The organism is Syntrophomonas zehnderi OL-4, assembly GCF_000983115.1.
Lineage (GTDB): Bacteria > Bacillota > Syntrophomonadia > Syntrophomonadales > Syntrophomonadaceae > Syntrophomonas_B > Syntrophomonas_B zehnderi.
The window spans coordinates 169,729-185,781 of sequence record NZ_CGIH01000026.1 but is presented as its reverse complement, the minus strand read 5'-3'; the positions used below and the strand labels follow the sequence as shown (position 1 = coordinate 185,781).

10 protein-coding genes, 4 tRNA genes and 3 rRNA genes are annotated in these 16,053 nt (G+C 47.9%); 6 read left to right on the top strand and 11 right to left on the bottom strand.

Features of this window, described 5'->3' with window-relative positions; all coding sequences use genetic code 11:
* Positions 1 to 27: 27 nt before the first annotated feature.
* The 5 genes from rrf to AAV90_RS07145 form a co-directional block, all read right to left on the bottom strand.
* Positions 28 to 139 (bottom strand): 5S ribosomal RNA (gene rrf / locus AAV90_RS07165).
* Positions 140 to 341: 202 nt separating this feature from the next.
* A 23S ribosomal RNA gene (locus AAV90_RS07160) occupies positions 342 to 3,637 on the bottom strand.
* 246 nt (positions 3,638 to 3,883) lie between these two features.
* Positions 3,884 to 3,959 (bottom strand) — tRNA-Ala (locus tag AAV90_RS07155).
* Between the two features lie 92 nt (positions 3,960 to 4,051).
* Positions 4,052 to 4,128, bottom strand: a tRNA-Ile gene (locus AAV90_RS07150).
* A 178-nt stretch (positions 4,129 to 4,306) separates the two neighbouring features.
* Positions 4,307 to 6,017, bottom strand: a 16S ribosomal RNA gene (locus AAV90_RS07145).
* The 16S, 23S and 5S rRNA genes sit together here with 2 tRNA genes alongside, the layout of an rRNA operon.
* 440 nt (positions 6,018 to 6,457) lie before the next feature.
* Between AAV90_RS07145 and AAV90_RS07140 the strand changes: the two genes are divergently transcribed.
* Positions 6,458 to 7,297: an aminotransferase class IV gene (locus AAV90_RS07140; protein ID WP_046497093.1), complete on the top strand. Its 840-nt coding sequence runs from the start codon at positions 6,458 to 6,460 to the stop codon at positions 7,295 to 7,297.
* 16 nt (positions 7,298 to 7,313) lie between these two features.
* Here the strand turns inward: AAV90_RS07140 and yunB are convergent, their stop codons facing one another.
* Positions 7,314 to 7,979 carry a sporulation protein YunB gene (gene yunB / locus AAV90_RS07135; protein ID WP_046497090.1) on the bottom strand — a complete coding sequence of 222 codons (666 nt, stop codon included), beginning with the start codon at positions 7,977 to 7,979 and terminating at the stop codon, positions 7,314 to 7,316.
* A 234-nt stretch (positions 7,980 to 8,213) separates the two neighbouring features.
* Between yunB and mnmM the strand changes: the two genes are divergently transcribed.
* The 5 genes from mnmM (at position 8,214) to AAV90_RS07110 (ending at position 11,016) form a co-directional block, all read left to right on the top strand.
* Entirely contained in the window at positions 8,214 to 8,816 is a 603-nt protein-coding gene (gene mnmM, locus AAV90_RS07130; protein WP_084691504.1) for a tRNA 5-(aminomethyl)-2-thiouridylate-methyltransferase MnmM, read from the top strand.
* Entirely contained in the window at positions 8,817 to 10,274 is a 1,458-nt protein-coding gene (gene gltX, locus AAV90_RS07125) for a glutamate--tRNA ligase (protein WP_046497085.1), read from the top strand.
* Positions 10,275 to 10,537: 263 nt separating this feature from the next.
* Positions 10,538 to 10,611, top strand: a tRNA-Gln gene (locus AAV90_RS07120).
* A gap of 7 nt (positions 10,612 to 10,618) precedes the next feature.
* A tRNA-Glu gene (locus AAV90_RS07115) sits at positions 10,619 to 10,694 on the top strand.
* Positions 10,695 to 10,764: 70 nt separating this feature from the next.
* Positions 10,765 to 11,016 (top strand): hypothetical protein, encoded by a 252-nt coding sequence (locus AAV90_RS07110; RefSeq protein ID WP_046497083.1) that lies wholly within the window; start codon positions 10,765 to 10,767, stop codon positions 11,014 to 11,016.
* 4 nt (positions 11,017 to 11,020) lie between these two features.
* On the opposite strand, the gene AAV90_RS07105 is transcribed toward AAV90_RS07110, so the two are convergent.
* The 5 genes from AAV90_RS07105 to AAV90_RS07085 are packed head-to-tail and all read right to left on the bottom strand — an operon-like array spanning position 11,021 to position 16,047.
* A complete protein-coding gene (locus AAV90_RS07105) occupies positions 11,021 to 11,752 on the bottom strand; it encodes a GltB/FmdC/FwdC-like GXGXG domain-containing protein (RefSeq protein WP_046497080.1) in 732 nt (243 codons plus the stop codon).
* Positions 11,730 to 12,986 (bottom strand): NAD(P)/FAD-dependent oxidoreductase, encoded by a 1,257-nt coding sequence (locus AAV90_RS07100; protein WP_052729654.1) that lies wholly within the window; start codon positions 12,984 to 12,986, stop codon positions 11,730 to 11,732. The genes AAV90_RS07105 and AAV90_RS07100 overlap by 23 nt, the downstream gene beginning before the upstream one ends.
* A gap of 14 nt (positions 12,987 to 13,000) precedes the next feature.
* Positions 13,001 to 13,426, bottom strand: a complete 426-nt coding sequence (locus AAV90_RS07095) for a 4Fe-4S dicluster domain-containing protein (RefSeq protein WP_046497221.1) — start codon at positions 13,424 to 13,426, stop codon at positions 13,001 to 13,003.
* 9 nt (positions 13,427 to 13,435) lie between these two features.
* Positions 13,436 to 14,911, bottom strand: a complete 1,476-nt coding sequence (locus AAV90_RS07090; RefSeq protein WP_046497076.1) for a glutamate synthase-related protein — start codon at positions 14,909 to 14,911, stop codon at positions 13,436 to 13,438.
* Positions 14,912 to 14,925: 14 nt separating this feature from the next.
* Positions 14,926 to 16,047 (bottom strand): class II glutamine amidotransferase, encoded by a 1,122-nt coding sequence (locus tag AAV90_RS07085; RefSeq protein WP_076982620.1) that lies wholly within the window; start codon positions 16,045 to 16,047, stop codon positions 14,926 to 14,928.
* Positions 16,048 to 16,053 lie beyond the last annotated feature (6 nt).

The following is a 16,053-nucleotide window of genomic DNA, read 5'->3' as shown; positions in this document are numbered from 1 at the left end:
ACACCCTTGACAACAGAAAAAAATAATTCCTGGCAACGTCCTACTCTCCCACAGAATCTGCAGTACCATCGGCGCAGGAGAGCTTAACTGCCGTGTTCGGGATGGGAACGGGTGTGGCCTCTCCGCCATTGTCACCAGGAAATCATATTTCTTTATTTACTTCATTCAATGGCGGATACCGCCATTGCAACGCTGCCAGTTTGGCAGCTAGTGTCGCAAAATAGAAGCCCGCAGGGCTGACTTGCGACGCACCAGGAAATCTTATTTCTTTATTTACTAATCTTATGTTCTCTGAAAACTACAACATGAAGAGGAAGCGGAACATGGTTCTCTCGTGAAATATGGTCAAGCCCTCGATCTATTAGTACCGGTCAGCTTAATGCATCGCTGCACTTACACACCCGGCCTATCAACCACCTAGTCTTGATGGGATCTTACCCTGGCACTAGGTGCCAGGTGGGAGAACTCATCTTGAGGTTGGCTTCGCGCTTAGATGCTTTCAGCGCTTATCACATCCAGACATAGCTACCCAGCTGTGCCTCTGGCGAGACAACTGGTACACCAGCGGTCTGTCCATCCCGGTCCTCTCGTACTAGGGACAGATCCTCTCAATTCTCCTGCGCCTGCGATGGATAGGGACCGAACTGTCTCACGACGTTCTGAACCCAGCTCACGTACCACTTTAATGGGCGAACAGCCCAACCCTTGGGACCTTCTCCAGCCCCAGGATGTGATGAGCCGACATCGAGGTGCCAAACCTCCCCGTCGATGTGAACTCTTGGGGGAGATAAGCCTGTTATCCCCGGGGTAGCTTTTATCCGATGAGCGACGGCCCTTCCACTCGGTACCGCCGGATCACTAAGCCCGACTTTCGTCTCTGCTCGAGATGTCTCTCTCGCAGTCAAGCTCCCTTCTGCCTTTACACTCTGCGCGCGGTTTCCATCCGCGCTGAGGGAACCTTTGGGCGCCTCCGTTACTCTTTCGGAGGCGACCGCCCCAGTCAAACTGCCTGCCTGACAATGTCCCTGCACCGGATTACGGTGCCAGGTTAGAACTTCAGCAATACAAGAGTGGTATCCCAATGGTGACTCCAACAAGCCTTGCGACCTGTTTTCCCTGTCTCCCACCTATTCTGTACATGTACTACCAAAGTCCAATATCAAGCTGCAGTAAAGCTCCACGGGGTCTTTCTGTCCTATCGCAGGTAACCGGCATCTTCACCGGTATTACAATTTCACCGAGCCCCTCGTCGAGACAGTGCCCAGATCGTTACGCCTTTCGTGCGGGTCTGAACTTACCAGACAAGGAATTTCGCTACCTTAGGACCGTTATAGTTACGGCCGCCGTTCACCGGGGCTTCGGTTCAAAGCTTCGCTTGCGCTAACCTCTCCCCTTAACCTTCCGGCACCGGGCAGGCGTCAGCCTCTATACGTCATCTTACGATTTTGCAGAGACCTGTGTTTTTGCTAAACAGTCGCCTGGGCCTGATCACTGCGGCTCTCTCACGCTCAATTGCTTTCACGCTAACAGAGCACCCCTTCTCCCTAAGTTACGGGGTCATTTTGCCGAGTTCCTTAACGAGGGTTCTCTCGCGCGCCTTAGGATTCTCTCCTCACCTACCTGTGTCGGTTTACGGTACGGGCACCCTGACCTGGCTAGAGGCTTTTCTTGGCAGTTTGGAATCGGTGACTTCGGTACTACGCTTCCCTCCCCTTCACACCTTAGAGTTTCTACAGAGCGGATTTGCCTACTCTGCCTCCTAAATGCTTGGACGTACTCTTCCATTCGTACGCTTCACTTATCCTCCTGCGTCACCCCATCGCTCATAGCGGCTTTAGGTGGCACTGGATTCTCAACCAGTTGTCCATCGCCTACGCCTTTTGGCCTCGGCTTAGGTCCCGGCTTACCCTGGGCGGACGAGCCTTCCCCAGGAAACCTTAGGTTTACGGCGGGCAGGATTCTCACCTGCCTTCTCGCTTACTTATGCCAGCATTCTCACTTCTTAATTGTCCACCGCTCCTCACGGTACGGCTTCTGCCCATTAAGAACGCTCCCCTACCACAGCAGAAGTCAGAAGTCAGAGGGCTGAGGTCGGACTCTTATCCGTTTGCCTCAACTTCTTTTCTCCATCTTTCTATCAGACGGTATAGTTTTTTGGTCAGGTTATCATAGCTTTGGCGTAGATTGTCATGTAAACTTTGGTCTATATAACCAAGATCCTGCTAGTGTATACCCTTCTCGGTACACATGCTGGTCTTCATAACTCGTTATAGCCATCATATCTCCCTATTCTGACCTCTTACCTCTGACTTCCGACTTCTGCTATCCGCAGCTTCGGTACTATGCTTAGCCCCGTTGAATTTTCGGCGCAGGGTCACTTGACCAGTGAGCTATTACGCACTCTTTGAATGGTGGCTGCTTCTAAGCCAACATCCTGGCTGTCTGGGCAACCCTACATCCTTTCCCACTTAGCATAGATTTGGGGACCTTAGCTGGCGGTCTGGGCTGTTTCCCTCTCGACAATGGACCTTATTACCCACTGTCTGACTGCTATACTATACCTTATGGTATTCGGAGTTTGGGAAGGTTCGGTAACCGGGTAAGGCCCCTAGCCTAACCAGTGCTCTACCCCCATAAGGAATCATATAACGCTAGCCCTAAAGCTATTTCGGGGAGAACCAGCTATCTCTGGGTTCGATTGGCATTTCACCCCTATCCACAGCTCATCCACGCACTTTTCAACGTACTCTGGTTCGGGCCTCCACGATGTGTTACCATCGCTTCACCCTGGCCATGGATAGATCACCCAGTTTCGGGTCTATAGCAGCAAACTTAACGCCCTGTTAAGACTCGCTTTCGCTGCGGCTCCATCCTTTTTAGACTTAACCTTGCTTGCTACCATAACTCGCTGGCCCATTCTACAAAAGGTACGCCGTCACACTTCAGAAGTCTGAGGCCGCAAATCAAAGAACCTTTCCTGCTCCTTTGATCTCTGGCCTCTGACCTCTGAATAGTGCTCCGACTGTTTGTAAGCATATGGTTTCAGGTTCTATTTCACTCCCCTCCCGGGGTGCTTTTCACCTTTCCCTCACGGTACTGTTCGCTATCGGTTACCAGGTAGTATTTAGCCTTGGAAGGTGGTCCTCCCTGCTTCCCACCGGGTTCCACGTGTCCGGCGGTACTCGGGGTCTTTACCTGGAGATAACTGCTTTTGGCCTACGAGGCTTTCACTCCCTGTGGCTGATCTTTCCAGATCCATTCGGCTAAACAGTTATTTTGTAACTCCATGAGCAAGCTGCATCTTGCTCCGGTTTGCCCCACTACCCCTGTTATGCAACGCTTGCAGGCTTACACATAACAGGTTTGGGCTCTTTCCATTTCGCTCGCCGCTACTTTGGAAATCTCGCTTGATTTCTTTTCCTCCGGGTACTAAGATGTTTCAGTTCCCCGGGTCTGGCTTCGCCTGCCCTATATATTCAGGCAGGGATAATAGAGGTTTGCCTCTATTGGGTTCCCCCATTCGGATATCCACGGATCTAGGTTTGCTTGCAACTCCCCGTGGCGTTTCGCCGCTGGCCGCGTCCTTCTTCGCCTCCTGGTACCAAGGCATCCACCATACGCCCTTTGTATCTTGACCATCTTGGCTTTGCTTGCGCAAAGCTGGTTCTCGCGAGAGAACTCTTCTCTAGTCGCTCGTTTAAGTGTTGTCACTCTTGAGTCTCTAGTGAATTGTTCCTACTTCGTTTCTTCATGTCTGCAGTTTTCAAAGAACATTTTAGTGGGGTTTCTTTTTCCCTACTACTGTCTTTCTTCTATGAGGATTTCTTGCTTCGGTGTCAGGTTTTTACCCTTACGCCTTACTCCTTACTCCTCACATTATATATGGTGGAGATGAGGAGACTCGAACTCCTGACCCCCTGCTTGCAAGGCAGGTGCTCTCCCAACTGAGCTACACCCCCATAAACAGAAGTCGGATGTCGGCTGTATGAGGTCGGATCTGCGAATTTTGTTTCGGTTCTGACTTCCTACTTCATACCTCTGACATCAGAAATGGTGGGCCTAGATGGACTCGAACCATCGACCTCACGCTTATCAGGCGTGCGCTCTAACCGGCTGAGCTATAGGCCCTCAAAAAAAGCCGACTTATGTCGGATGTTTTATACGCAAACTCTGCTCATGCAAAGTAGCACTAAATCGGCTGTCTCCTTTGGACACAGCTCATTTTTTTATATAAAACGAACAAGAGAACAAGAGTGATCGACCAATAGAAGTTACGATATACCTAAGGTATATCTTGTCTCCTTAGAAAGGAGGTGATCCATCCGCACCTTCCGGTACGGATACCTTGTTACGACTTCACCCCAATCACCAACCCCACCTTCGACAGCTGCCTCTGAACAGAAGTCGGAAATCGGATGTAGGAGGTCGGATCTTTGGTTGAAATTGGCATTGCCAATTTCTTCACTAATCTCTGACTTCTTACTTCTGACCTCTGACTTCCGTTCAGTTAGCTCACTGGCTTCGGGTGTTGCCGACTTTCGTGGTGTGACGGGCGGTGTGTACAAGGCCCGGGAACGCATTCACCGCGACATGCTGATTCGCGATTACTAGCGATTCCGACTTCATGAAGTCGAGTTGCAGACTTCAATCCGAACTGAGAATGGCTTTTTGAGATTCGCTCCACCTCACGGTCTCGCTGCTCTCTGTACCACCCATTGTAGCACGTGTGTAGCCCAGATCATAAAGGGCATGATGATTTGACGTCGTCCCCACCTTCCTCCTGCTTGTCACAGGCAGTCCCATTAGAGTGCTCAGCTTAATGTTAGCAACTAATAGCAGGGGTTGCGCTCGTTGCGGGACTTAACCCAACATCTCACGACACGAGCTGACGACAACCATGCACCACCTGTCTTGGCGCTCCTAAAAGGCACTCCCGTATTTCTACAGGATTCGCCAGATGTCAAGACCTGGTAAGGTTCTTCGCGTTGCATCGAATTAAACCACATGCTCCACCGCTTGTGCGGGCCCCCGTCAATTCCTTTGAGTTTCAGCCTTGCGACCGTACTCCCCAGGCGGGATACTTATTGCGTTAGCTGCGGCACAGAAGGGGTCGATACCTCCTACACCTAGTATCCATCGTTTACGGCGTGGACTACCAGGGTATCTAATCCTGTTTGCTACCCACGCTTTCGCACCTCAGCGTCAGGGTCAGTCCAGAAAGCCGCCTTCGCCACTGGTATTCCTCCTGATTTCTACGCATTTCACCGCTACACCAGGAATTCTGCTTTCCTCTCCTGCCCTCAAGAACTCCAGTTTCAAGTGCAACCCCGAGGTTGAGCCCCGGTCTTTCACACCTGACTTAAAGTCCCGCCTACGTGCTCTTTACGCCCAGTAATTCCGGACAACGCTCGCCCCCTACGTCTTACCGCGGCTGCTGGCACGTAGTTAGCCGGGGCTTCCTCTTAAGGTACCGTCATTTCACGCCCATATTACTGACGCGAACATTCGTCCCTTAAAACAGAGCTTTACAACCCTAAGGCCTTCTTCGCTCACGCGGCGTCGCTGCGTCAGGGTTTCCCCCATTGCGCAATATTCCCCACTGCTGCCTCCCGTAGGAGTCTGGGCCGTGTCTCAGTCCCAGTGTGGCCGTTCACCCTCTCAGGCCGGCTACTGATCGTTGCCTTGGTAGGCCTTTACCCCACCAACTAGCTAATCAGACGCGGGCTCATCTAAAAGCGACAGCATTGTTAAGAGGCCATCTTTGCTGCGTTAGCAGTTTATGCGGTATTAGCAGTCGTTTCCAACTGTTATTCCCCACTCTTAGGCAGATTACCCACGCGTTACTCACCCGTCCGCCACTAACTAATGTTCAACTCTGAATGTTCTCCCCCGCTTCGGGTCTTGACTCTTCTTGATCCTTCTTAAAACACTCAGTGTCAAACATTAGTCCGTTCGACTTGCATGTGTTAGGCACGCCGCCAGCGTTCGTCCTGAGCCAGGATCAAACTCTCCAATAAAATATTGCTACAGGCTTCCCTTTTTTAAGGCTGCCCGTACCTTTTTCTTTTATCAGCGTTTTGATTGGCTTTTTTTAAAACTCTTTTCGCTGGACCTTGGTCTTCTTTCTATTTAAGAAAACCATTTTTTCGCACTTCTTGTTCTCTTTGTTCTGTTTTATCAAGATCTCGCGCTTCGACTCTCGCCTGCCGCGCAAGAGTTATATTATCATGTCTGATTATATGATGTCAAGCAATCATTTAAAGATTTATGTAAAATGTTATTTGTTTATAGCAAACCTTATATCCTGCTTGTCCCTGATTAAGCTTCCGAGTATTACCCGACTATTAAACATATGAAAAAAACGTTATAATCTAATAAATTGCAGGTAATTTTTAGATGTAAAATATACTTAAAAGCGAGGTGAAAAACAGGCGCTATTATTGGCTGCCTGTAGGTTATGGAGGCAATTATTGAACGTCACTTTGTTAAAAATGATGAGATACTTCCGGCCACTTCGTTTGTTTCCGAAATATTTAATGAAGGGTATTCATTATATGAAGTTCTTAAGGTTATATCAGGTGTTCCTCTGTTTATGGAAGAACATATTAACAGACTGGTTGCTTCAGCGGCGAGGACCAATCATGAGTTGATTCAATCTCCGGCCAAGATTAAAACCCATATAAATGATCTGATTCATGCCTGCCAAACCGATACTGGCAATATAAAGTTTGTAGTGAATTATCCCCATGAGACAGATAAGAAGGCTGATTTTTATGCTTTTTTCATCCCTTATCATTACCCTTCTGCGGCCGACTATTCAAATGGGGTTGTAACGATCACTCATAATGCGGAAAGAACAAATCCCCATGCGAAGGTGATTAATCGTGCCTTCACCAGTAAAATCAAGCAGATAATCGAGCAACACAACGCTTTCGAAGCCCTGCTTTTAGATAATAATGGCTTTGTTACCGAAGGCAGTCGTTCCAATATTTTTATGGTGCAAGAAAACACAGTAATTACTGCCCCGCTGCAAAACGTACTCCCGGGCATAACCCGCGGATGTGTAATCGATCTATGTGAAAAGCTGGGCTTGACAGTAATAGAAAGGAAGATACACCTGGACGAGTTAACCCATATGGAGGCATTATTCCTCACCGGCACGTCTCCGAACGTTCTGCCGATCAATAAAGTGGATCATCTTAAATTCGATTCAGCGGCTCACCCGGCAGTGCAGAAGATAATGCAGGCATACGATAATCTGATCCAGACATATATAAATAATTACCTTGGGAAATGAACCTCGAGCCGACAGACTATTTATCTGGTTTTTTGAGCTTTGGATAGAGCAACTCTAAAGGGCCATTAAAATTTACATACGTTTCCGGCACATCACCCACGATTATCGTTTCTGCCATGGGGATGGTAGTCGTAACCAGGACGTCTTTTGCCATTAAGGGGACTGCCATCTTCACTTTGGTGTTGATCATAAGGTAGATTTTATGCCTGGTTTGATTGATTCCTGCCTGCTCAAATCTATCCTTGACTGCCACCGCAACCTGTTTGCTAGGCACAATCTTTACTCCTATGCGGGGGCCGCTCCCGGACAGAAAGGATACACCACTGATTTGTCCAAGCGGGATCCGGATGATTTCTTCGTCTAATTGATCAAGCCCTTGTACTACGGCACCGATTGTTTTAGCTATAATCTGGTTCAAAACTATGGTATTGGCTTGAATCATTACGATCCTGCCCTCATCATCTTTGTGCACATAAACTATATCTCTGTACTCGGTTTCCTGTACCACTTTTTCATTGACAGCTTGATTGATAATCTCAACAACTTTTAACTGTGCCCTAGACTGAGCCAACTGCAGGATACTGCCCTTGAGTCTCTGGTCCATAAAAAAATAACCGGTCAGGCCGATAATTAAAATAATTACAGCCGCTGATAGTATTTTGTTTCTTTTATGATAATACACTTAATACTCCCCTCGCTTTTAAACAATTGATGGGATTTTTAATATCTCAATGCAACTGTATTATATATATGAAAAATGTTTATATTTGGTGCACACTTTTTTTGCTTAGATACCTTGGGCTCTTCCAGATAATAATATTGTCCGGGGAGGATATAATATTGTACTTGGAGGCAACTTATAGTAAAACAATGGAGAGGGAATCGGTGATCAGTTTTTGGTAGATGAAGAATAAGTATGTTGAGGAAAAGAGATATGGATGCAATCTGTAACGCTACTCGTCTGGCTCGCAGCATCATGAGCCGTCAGGTTAAAAAGGGTGATACTGTCATTGATGCCACCTGCGGCACCGGTCAGGATACTTTGTTTTTAGCCCGGTTGGTTGGTCAGGACGGTAGAGTATTGGCGTTTGATATTCAGGAAAAGGCCATTAAGGACACCACGGAATTACTTTACTCCCAAGGCTGCCTGGATCAGGTTGCCCTGTTCCGGGATAATCATATAAACCTCCAGTCTTATATCAAAAATGGTGTTTCGGCAGGTATGTTTAACCTGGGGTATATGCCCGGCGGCGACCATTCGATTATAACTAATCCCTTTGATACTGTCCTGGCCGTAAACCGTCTCCTGGAAGTTCTGCAGCCGGGTGGTATTCTGACGGTAGTCAGTTACCCGGGCCATCCGGGCGGAGAGGAAGAGTCTGCGGCCTTGCAGGCTTCTCTGAAGGATTTGCCTCAGCAACGCTTTGAAGTCCTATTTACAAGGTTTATCAATCAGGTAAACCATCCGCCGCAGTTTTTTTATATCAATAAATTAATAAATTATCAAGAGGTGTATTAAATGGATAATGTGAGGGTTCGTTTTGCGCCCAGCCCCACTGGGACATTACATATTGGTGGTGCCCGTACTGCTTTGTTTAATTGGCTGTTTGCCCGCGGTCAAAACGGTAAACTGGTTTTGCGTTTGGAAGATACCGACCTGGCACGTTCCACCGAGGACTCGGCAACCGGTATCTTAGACGGCTTAAAGTGGTTGGGGTTGGACTGGGATGAAGGCCCGGATATCGGCGGCCCCTGCGGGCCCTATCGTCAAAGTGAACGCTTGCCCATATATAAACAGTACCTTAAGCAGCTTCTAGATAGCGGCAAGGCATACCATTGTTTTTGTACACCTGAAGAATTACGCTCCGCCAAGGAAAAAGCAGAAGCCAATCAGAAACCTTATGCCTATGCCGGAACGTGTCGTGATCTCAGTCCCGCTGAGGTTTCCGCTCGTCTGGAACAGGGCAGCCAGCCGGTTATCCGTTTCAAGATGCCATCCACAGGAAATACAATAGTACAGGATTTAGTGCGCGGCGAAGTTAAGTTTCAAAACGAATTAATGGATGATTTTATCATTGCCAAGGCAGACGGCTGGCCTACTTACAATTTTGCGGTGGTGGTAGATGACTACAGTATGAGAATCAGCCATGTTATAAGAGCCGAGGAGCACTTATCCAATACCCCCAAGCAGGTGTTATTATATGAAGCATTAAGACTGCCTCTGCCTAAATTTGCCCATGTTTCCATGATTCTGGCTCCGGATCGCAGCAAGCTTTCCAAACGGCATGGAGCTACTTCGGTCCAAGAGTTTCGTGAACAAGGCTACCTGCCTCAAGCTCTGCTTAACTATCTAGCCCTGCTGGGCTGGTCTTTGGGTGATGATACGGATATAATGTCCAGTCATGAAATGATCGCTCGTTTTAATCTGAATCAGGTCTCTAAATCAGCCGCCATCTATGATATCGAAAAACTGACTTGGATGAATGGTCACTATATGAACGAAATTGATACCCCCCAACTGGCCTTAAGCTTGGAAAAAGAAGCCCGCACCCGGGGTTGGCTAACCGATGAAAATCAGGATTATTTTTGTCAGACCATTGATCTAGTACGCAGTCGGGTAAAAACCGTGGCTGAACTTTTATTGGCTATCGAATACTTCTTTGTGGCTCCCACCAGCTATGATGAAAAGGGGGCAACGAAGTATTTTTACAAAAACGGTGCCCTGGAAAATCTGCAGATGGTTGCCGCCTTGCTGGAAACCAGGCCGTTTAATGCCGAATCACTGGAAGCCGCCATTCGTTCCCGGGCTGAAGAAGCAGGGCTTAAGGCGGCTGATCTGATTCATCCTACCCGTCTGGCTCTCTCCGGGCGTACCAATACCCCGGGACTCTTTGAGGTTATGGAACTGCTGGGCGCGCAGGCGTGCAGGGAAAGGATAAACAGGGCCATAGCTTTATTAGAAAATAAAGGCGGCTAATGGGTCGGTGTTAATCATCCGTAAAACCTTATTCCGGGTTATGGGATTATCCCCTTTACACTACCTTTTAACCTTCGATTAGAACTGGTTCAAATTTGGTGGGCGGTCATAAGTAAATGCAACCTTTATTTTGTAAGATTAAACGCTACATTTACTTTGTCTATTGAGGCCGGTGAAAACTTTTTTAACAATGAGGATAAACCCTTTGACATTCGTTATTCCCTGTATTATAATGATTTTTGCGCAGGCAAATTGCGCAATGCAGCCGAATGGTGTAGTGGTAGCACGACTGACTCTGGATCAGTTCGCCAGGGTTCGAATCCTTGTTCGGCTGCCATTTTTATGGCCCCATCGTCTAGAGGCCTAGGATGCCGCCCTCTCAAGGCGGAGACAGGGGTTCGATTCCCCTTGGGGCTACCAATAAACGCAATGATTAAGGCCACTCGACAGGAGTGGCCTTAGTATATTTAAAATAGATCGAGGTGAAGATATGCGCACCCTGGTAGCAACTACTCTGGTTAACTCCAAAGGCAAAGAAATCTACTGTACTGCCAAAAAGATTACCGATAAACATATGGAATATATCCGTAATCTGAGCCGCCAAGAGCTTGAGGATATAGGTTTTGTGTTTATTAAAATGATTTCGCTGGAATTCCCGAACGTAAAAGGACACGCCATTTTTTTTGAAGGTCATGTGGATGATATTATGCCTGCTCTTAAGTCATTGCAGGTTAAATATTAACATGTCAGCTTACGAAACCGGTGTAGAGATGGGCAAAGGGGCGCTTTTTTTCTACACTTAGGCGGGTAAAAGGGGCGCTGGTGATATTTTCCATGGTATCGCCAAAAAAGCTAACATATTCTGCTAAATAGTCTTTTATTTCAGCCAACCCATCAGCGCCCAGCACCTCTTTTTTTAGGTTAGGTGCCAGATTACGTGAGGGATATTCACCACGCAGGTATATGGCTCCGCCGTACATCCCGGTACCGCAATAAGAACCAATCAAAGCCTGGTTTGAATTCATCCCCAGGATTATGATGGTGCCGCCTGCCATGTATTCACCGGCAAAGGCACCTGCACTCCCCCCTACAACAATGACCGGTTTTTTTTCCTGGTAAGCCTTCATGTGAATACCTAAGCGATACCCCGCATTTTCCTTAATAAAAAGCTTTCCACCGCGCATACCATATCCGGCAATATCGCCAACCCGCCCATGAACGATTATTTGACCATCATTCATCGTATTGGCAACACCTTCCTGTCCATTGCCGAATACAACGATTTGAGGTCCCTCGGCAAAAGCTCCCAGATTATTGCCAACGGTACCTTGCAAAATAAGCCGCTTATTGTTTTTCCAGCCGCAGGCTATATAACGCTGCCCATTGACATGACTTATCTGTATTTCCGGCTGGGGCATTTTTTCCAGCATCTGTAGCAATTCATAATTATCATAGTCAGCTGCATTTATTATAGTCATAATTGGCCTCCTTCCTAAGTTTCTGCCAATATACATCAGGAAACGCTGATAATGTCGGAGAAGTCATAAAATGCTGCCAGAGGCGTTTTTCTATCCTAATTTTGTCAGCAATTGTGTTGGTTAATGGGCCGGTTACTTCCGGCAGGTTAACAGCAATATATTTGCATAAAAAATCCCCATCCAAAAATATCTGCAGATATTTATGATCCTCCTGCCATACCAGGAATTCTGTCTCGGCTCGAGGCAGGCTGCCTGCCGAACAAATACTGATACCCAGTATGTTTAAAGAATTCATAAAAATGCCGCCTTCATAGGCACACGACTTGCTGCCAGCCATATTAACCCCAGCCAAATAGCCTTCCCGGTGAGCCAGAGGAAGAAGTGCCATTATCTCGCTCGTGCCGGTAATAATATTGCGAGTCTCGATAACATCCCCGGCGGCATAAATGTTTTCGTCACTGGTTTGCAAATATTCATCAACCATAATTCCCTGGTTAACCTTTAACCCGGCATCCATAGCCAATTCTATATGCGGTTTAGTTCCCATAGCCAGGACTAATATGTCCACAGGCAGACATAGTCCACTGGCAAAATTCGCCTGGTTTTCATTTACAGCCGTCAGTTCCTCCCCGCATTGGGTCTTTATGCCTGCTTCATTCAGCAGGCAATTAACCATGTTGGCAGACTCTGGACTTAAAATTCGGGGCAGGATATGCCTTTCCTTCTCAATAACGCTTACATTCAGACCCCTTTGCCGCAAGGATTCAGCTGCTTTCATCCCGATTAATCCTGAACCAATGATTAAAGCGTTGTGCCCTTTTGTCAGGATACTATCCAAGGCCTCAACATCGGCAATTGTATAAAAAGTTTTCACCCAAGGTGCTTTTATCCCGGATATATCGGGAATAAAAGGAGCTGCACCGGTTGCAATCAGCAAACGATCATAGGAAATAATCTGCCCGTCGTGTAAAACCACCTCGCGTCTGCTGCGGTCAATCTGTACGGCCCATCCCTTCATTACGTCTACACCGTGGTGATCCAGATACTCAGCACTACGATAAGCAAGGTTTTTAAACCTATCTGGCTGGGCCAAATAATAAGAAATTAAGGGGCGGGAATAGACACCTCTTTGTTCGCCATCTAATATGGTTATACTCCCCTTTTTATCAATGCTCCTAATGCCCTCCACTGCTCCCATAGCTGCAATACAGCCGCCAATAATGACATATCTCATATGGTTCAAACCTCCTAATCAACTAACTGCAGCGCGCCATTGGGGCAGTTGGCCACACAGGACGGCAGTCCGGTATCCCGGCACAAATCACATTTAAGCACCTGATGTCTTTCGGACCAGGGACGTACGTGTCCATGGGGGCAAAGCATTACACAACTGTAACACCCTACACAGCGTTCATAATCCACATACACTATACCGTTCGGATCGCGTTTGATAGCCCCGCTGATACATCCGTTTATACAAGGGGCATGGGTACAATGCATACAGGTATTTAACCAGGTGCCTTGCTCTGCCTTCAGTAGTCTGGATCGGTGCATGGGGCGACCTTTTTTAAATATTTTCAACACATTGCCATTGTATCCGTCATGTTGCGCTGCACAGTATATTTCGCAAAGACCGCAGCCTAAACAATATTCTGTCCATGCCACTACTTTCATCGTAATCACCTACTCTCCAACCCCTTTTACTCCCAGCAGACCCAGTTCTTCCTTGCTTAAACCGATTCCCCGCAGCATTAAGCGGTTGCCTCGCAGACTCTCTATGGCGTTAATACCCATGCCGCCCATCATCTCCATCATTTCATGCTTCCAGGCGGCCAGGAGGTTAATGGCCCGCTCGCTGCCCAGGTGAGGATTTAAACGTTTGGTTAAATCTGGACGGGTGGTGGCGATGCCCCAATTGCATAGGCCAGTAAAACACATCTGACACATATGGCAGCCTAATGCTATTAGCGCGGCAGTTGCTATATAGACGGCATCAGCACCCAGGGCTATGGCTTTCATGACATCGGCACTGTTTCTTATACCGCCGCTGATTACCAGGGAGGTTTGTGAACGTATGCCTTCATCTCGCAGGCGACTGTCCACCTGAGCCAAAGCCATCTCCACCGGAATACCTACGTTATCACGGATACGCATTGGCGCGGCGCCAGTACCACCACGAAAACCATCGATAACCAAAATATCCGCACCGGCTCTGACTACACCAGATGCAATCGCCGTGATATTATGGACTGCGGCTACCTTGACGGCGATGGGTTTTTCGAAACGGGTGGCAACTTTTAGAGTCTCAATCAATTGCGCCAGATCCTCTATGGAATAAATATCATGATGCGGTGCAGGAGATATCGCATCTGACCAGGCTGGAATCATCCTGGCCAGCGATACATCCTGACTTACCTTTTCGCCGGGGAGGTGTCCGCCAATCCCAGGCTTGGCGCCTTGTCCGATTTTTATCTCTACAGCGGCTGAATTGTCAAGATAATCCGGGTGAACCCCAAAACGGCCTGAAGCTACTTGTACGATGGCTCCTCTGCCAAAATCGAGCAGATCAGGATGAAGTCCCCCTTCACCGGTATTCCAAAAAGTTCCCAGAGATTTGGCGGCAACCGCCAACGACTTATGGACATTGATGCTGACAGAACCAAAAGACATGGCGGAAAACATCAGGGGAATATCCAGCTTAAGCTGCGGCTTCTCCCCGCAGCTATGATGATTTTTATTGCCCAGATAGGTGGTCATTTCCATAGGCTCCCTAAGTGGGTCAATGGAAGGATTGGTTACCTGGCTGGCATTGATCAACAAATGATCAAAATAGTTCTTGTATGTGCGCGGGTTTCCCATTCCGCTGAGCAAAACCCCGCCGCTTTGAGCCTGGGCGTATATCTCACGAATACTTGCGGGGGTCCAATGCTGGTTGCCCCGAAAGTCAAGCGGATATTCAATAATGTTTAATGCCCGGGTAGGACAAAGAACTGCGCAGCGATGACAGGCTACGCATTTATCATCCTGTACCCACATCCAGCCATCCTCATCTAAATTGTGAACGTTATTGGCGCATTGACGGACACAAACCCCGCACCGAATACAGCGTTCTTCATCCCTTTGCACTTTAAAAGCAGGCATCATTATATTATGGGCCATATCCTATCCCTCCCCTATGCCGGCCGGGCGATGGAATCATTATGGGGTGCTAAATCAAGCAAATTCTCCCGATCAGCCAGCAACCCGATGACTGGTTCTCCGCCTCCCGGAGACCATATTTCATCAGGATGGGCTTCTACGACCCGGATAGCGGACTCTTCACTGGCTACATACAGAAATTCCCCCTTGCGGGCAGCCACCAAAGGGCGTAATTTAATCCGATCATTAACAGCAATAAGCCCGTTCCCGGTGGCAACGATGATGGAAAAGGGGCCATTAAGCAGGAGACCTCCATAAATCCGGCGGAGCCGCTTGATCCTTTCATCGTTTATGTCACTCCAAAATGGAGCCGCGATAACACTTATAGTTTCAGCCAGATTAAACCGCTCTTTTCTCATCAAAAGATCGAAGCTATAGGTGATGACTTCCGTATCGGTCTGCAGAGTGCACCGGTATTCATGCATTTGTAGAAAACGCTGATTGGCATCATAAGATGATATCTCTCCATTATGCACAACCGACCATTCTAAGAGAGTGAAGGGATGGGCTCCCCCCCACCAACCCGGCGTATTGGTGGGAAAACGTCCGTGAGCCGTCCAAAGATATGCCTGATAATCTTCCAGGCGGAAAAACTCTCCGATATCTTCGGGATAACCAACCCCTTTAAAGGCACCCATATTATGTCCGCTGGAAGCCACAAAGGCTCCGGGGATGGCAGCATTGATATGCATTACGGCCCGGGCTGTGAATTCATGTTCATCCAATTGAGTGTATGCCAGGCATTCTTCTTTAGGCTGTGCGAAATACCGCCATATAATAGGTGCGTTGTTCACCCGGGCCTGTTTCCTGACCGGAACCGGCTCCTGCAGGCGAATATTAAAATTTTTGGTTAAATATCTTTCACAATCATTGCGCGATTCTTTGCAGTCAAAATAGATATGCAGGGCATAGTATTCTGCAAATCCAGGGTATATTCCATATGCCGCGAACCCGCCTCCCAGACCGTTGGAACGTTGGTGCATATTCGCAATGCAATCAATTATTTTTCCGCCTCCGAAACCCTGTCCTTGCCGGTTAATAATACCGGCTATAGCGCAACCGCTAGGTATTCTTACCTGCCCCTCATTGAGCAACATCCGCAC

What these genes read in the sequence shown, in the direction of transcription:
- AAV90_RS07140 (WP_046497093.1), top strand. Translation starts at nt 6,458, where the DNA reads ATGGAGGCAATTATTGAACGTCACTTTGTTAAAAATGATGAGATACTT.
- mnmM (WP_084691504.1), top strand. Translation starts at nt 8,214, where the DNA reads ATGTTGAGGAAAAGAGATATGGATGCAATCTGTAACGCTACTCGTCTG.
- gltX (WP_046497085.1), top strand. Translation starts at nt 8,817, where the DNA reads ATGGATAATGTGAGGGTTCGTTTTGCGCCCAGCCCCACTGGGACATTA.
- AAV90_RS07110 (WP_046497083.1), top strand. Translation starts at nt 10,765, where the DNA reads ATGCGCACCCTGGTAGCAACTACTCTGGTTAACTCCAAAGGCAAAGAA.
- AAV90_RS07105 (WP_046497080.1), bottom strand. Translation starts at nt 11,752, where the DNA reads ATGACTATAATAAATGCAGCTGACTATGATAATTATGAATTGCTACAG.
- AAV90_RS07100 (WP_052729654.1), bottom strand. Translation starts at nt 12,986, where the DNA reads ATGAGATATGTCATTATTGGCGGCTGTATTGCAGCTATGGGAGCAGTG.
- AAV90_RS07095 (WP_046497221.1), bottom strand. Translation starts at nt 13,426, where the DNA reads ATGAAAGTAGTGGCATGGACAGAATATTGTTTAGGCTGCGGTCTTTGC.
- AAV90_RS07090 (WP_046497076.1), bottom strand. Translation starts at nt 14,911, where the DNA reads ATGGCCCATAATATAATGATGCCTGCTTTTAAAGTGCAAAGGGATGAA.
- AAV90_RS07085 (WP_076982620.1), bottom strand. Translation starts at nt 16,047, where the DNA reads ATGTTGCTCAATGAGGGGCAGGTAAGAATACCTAGCGGTTGCGCTATA.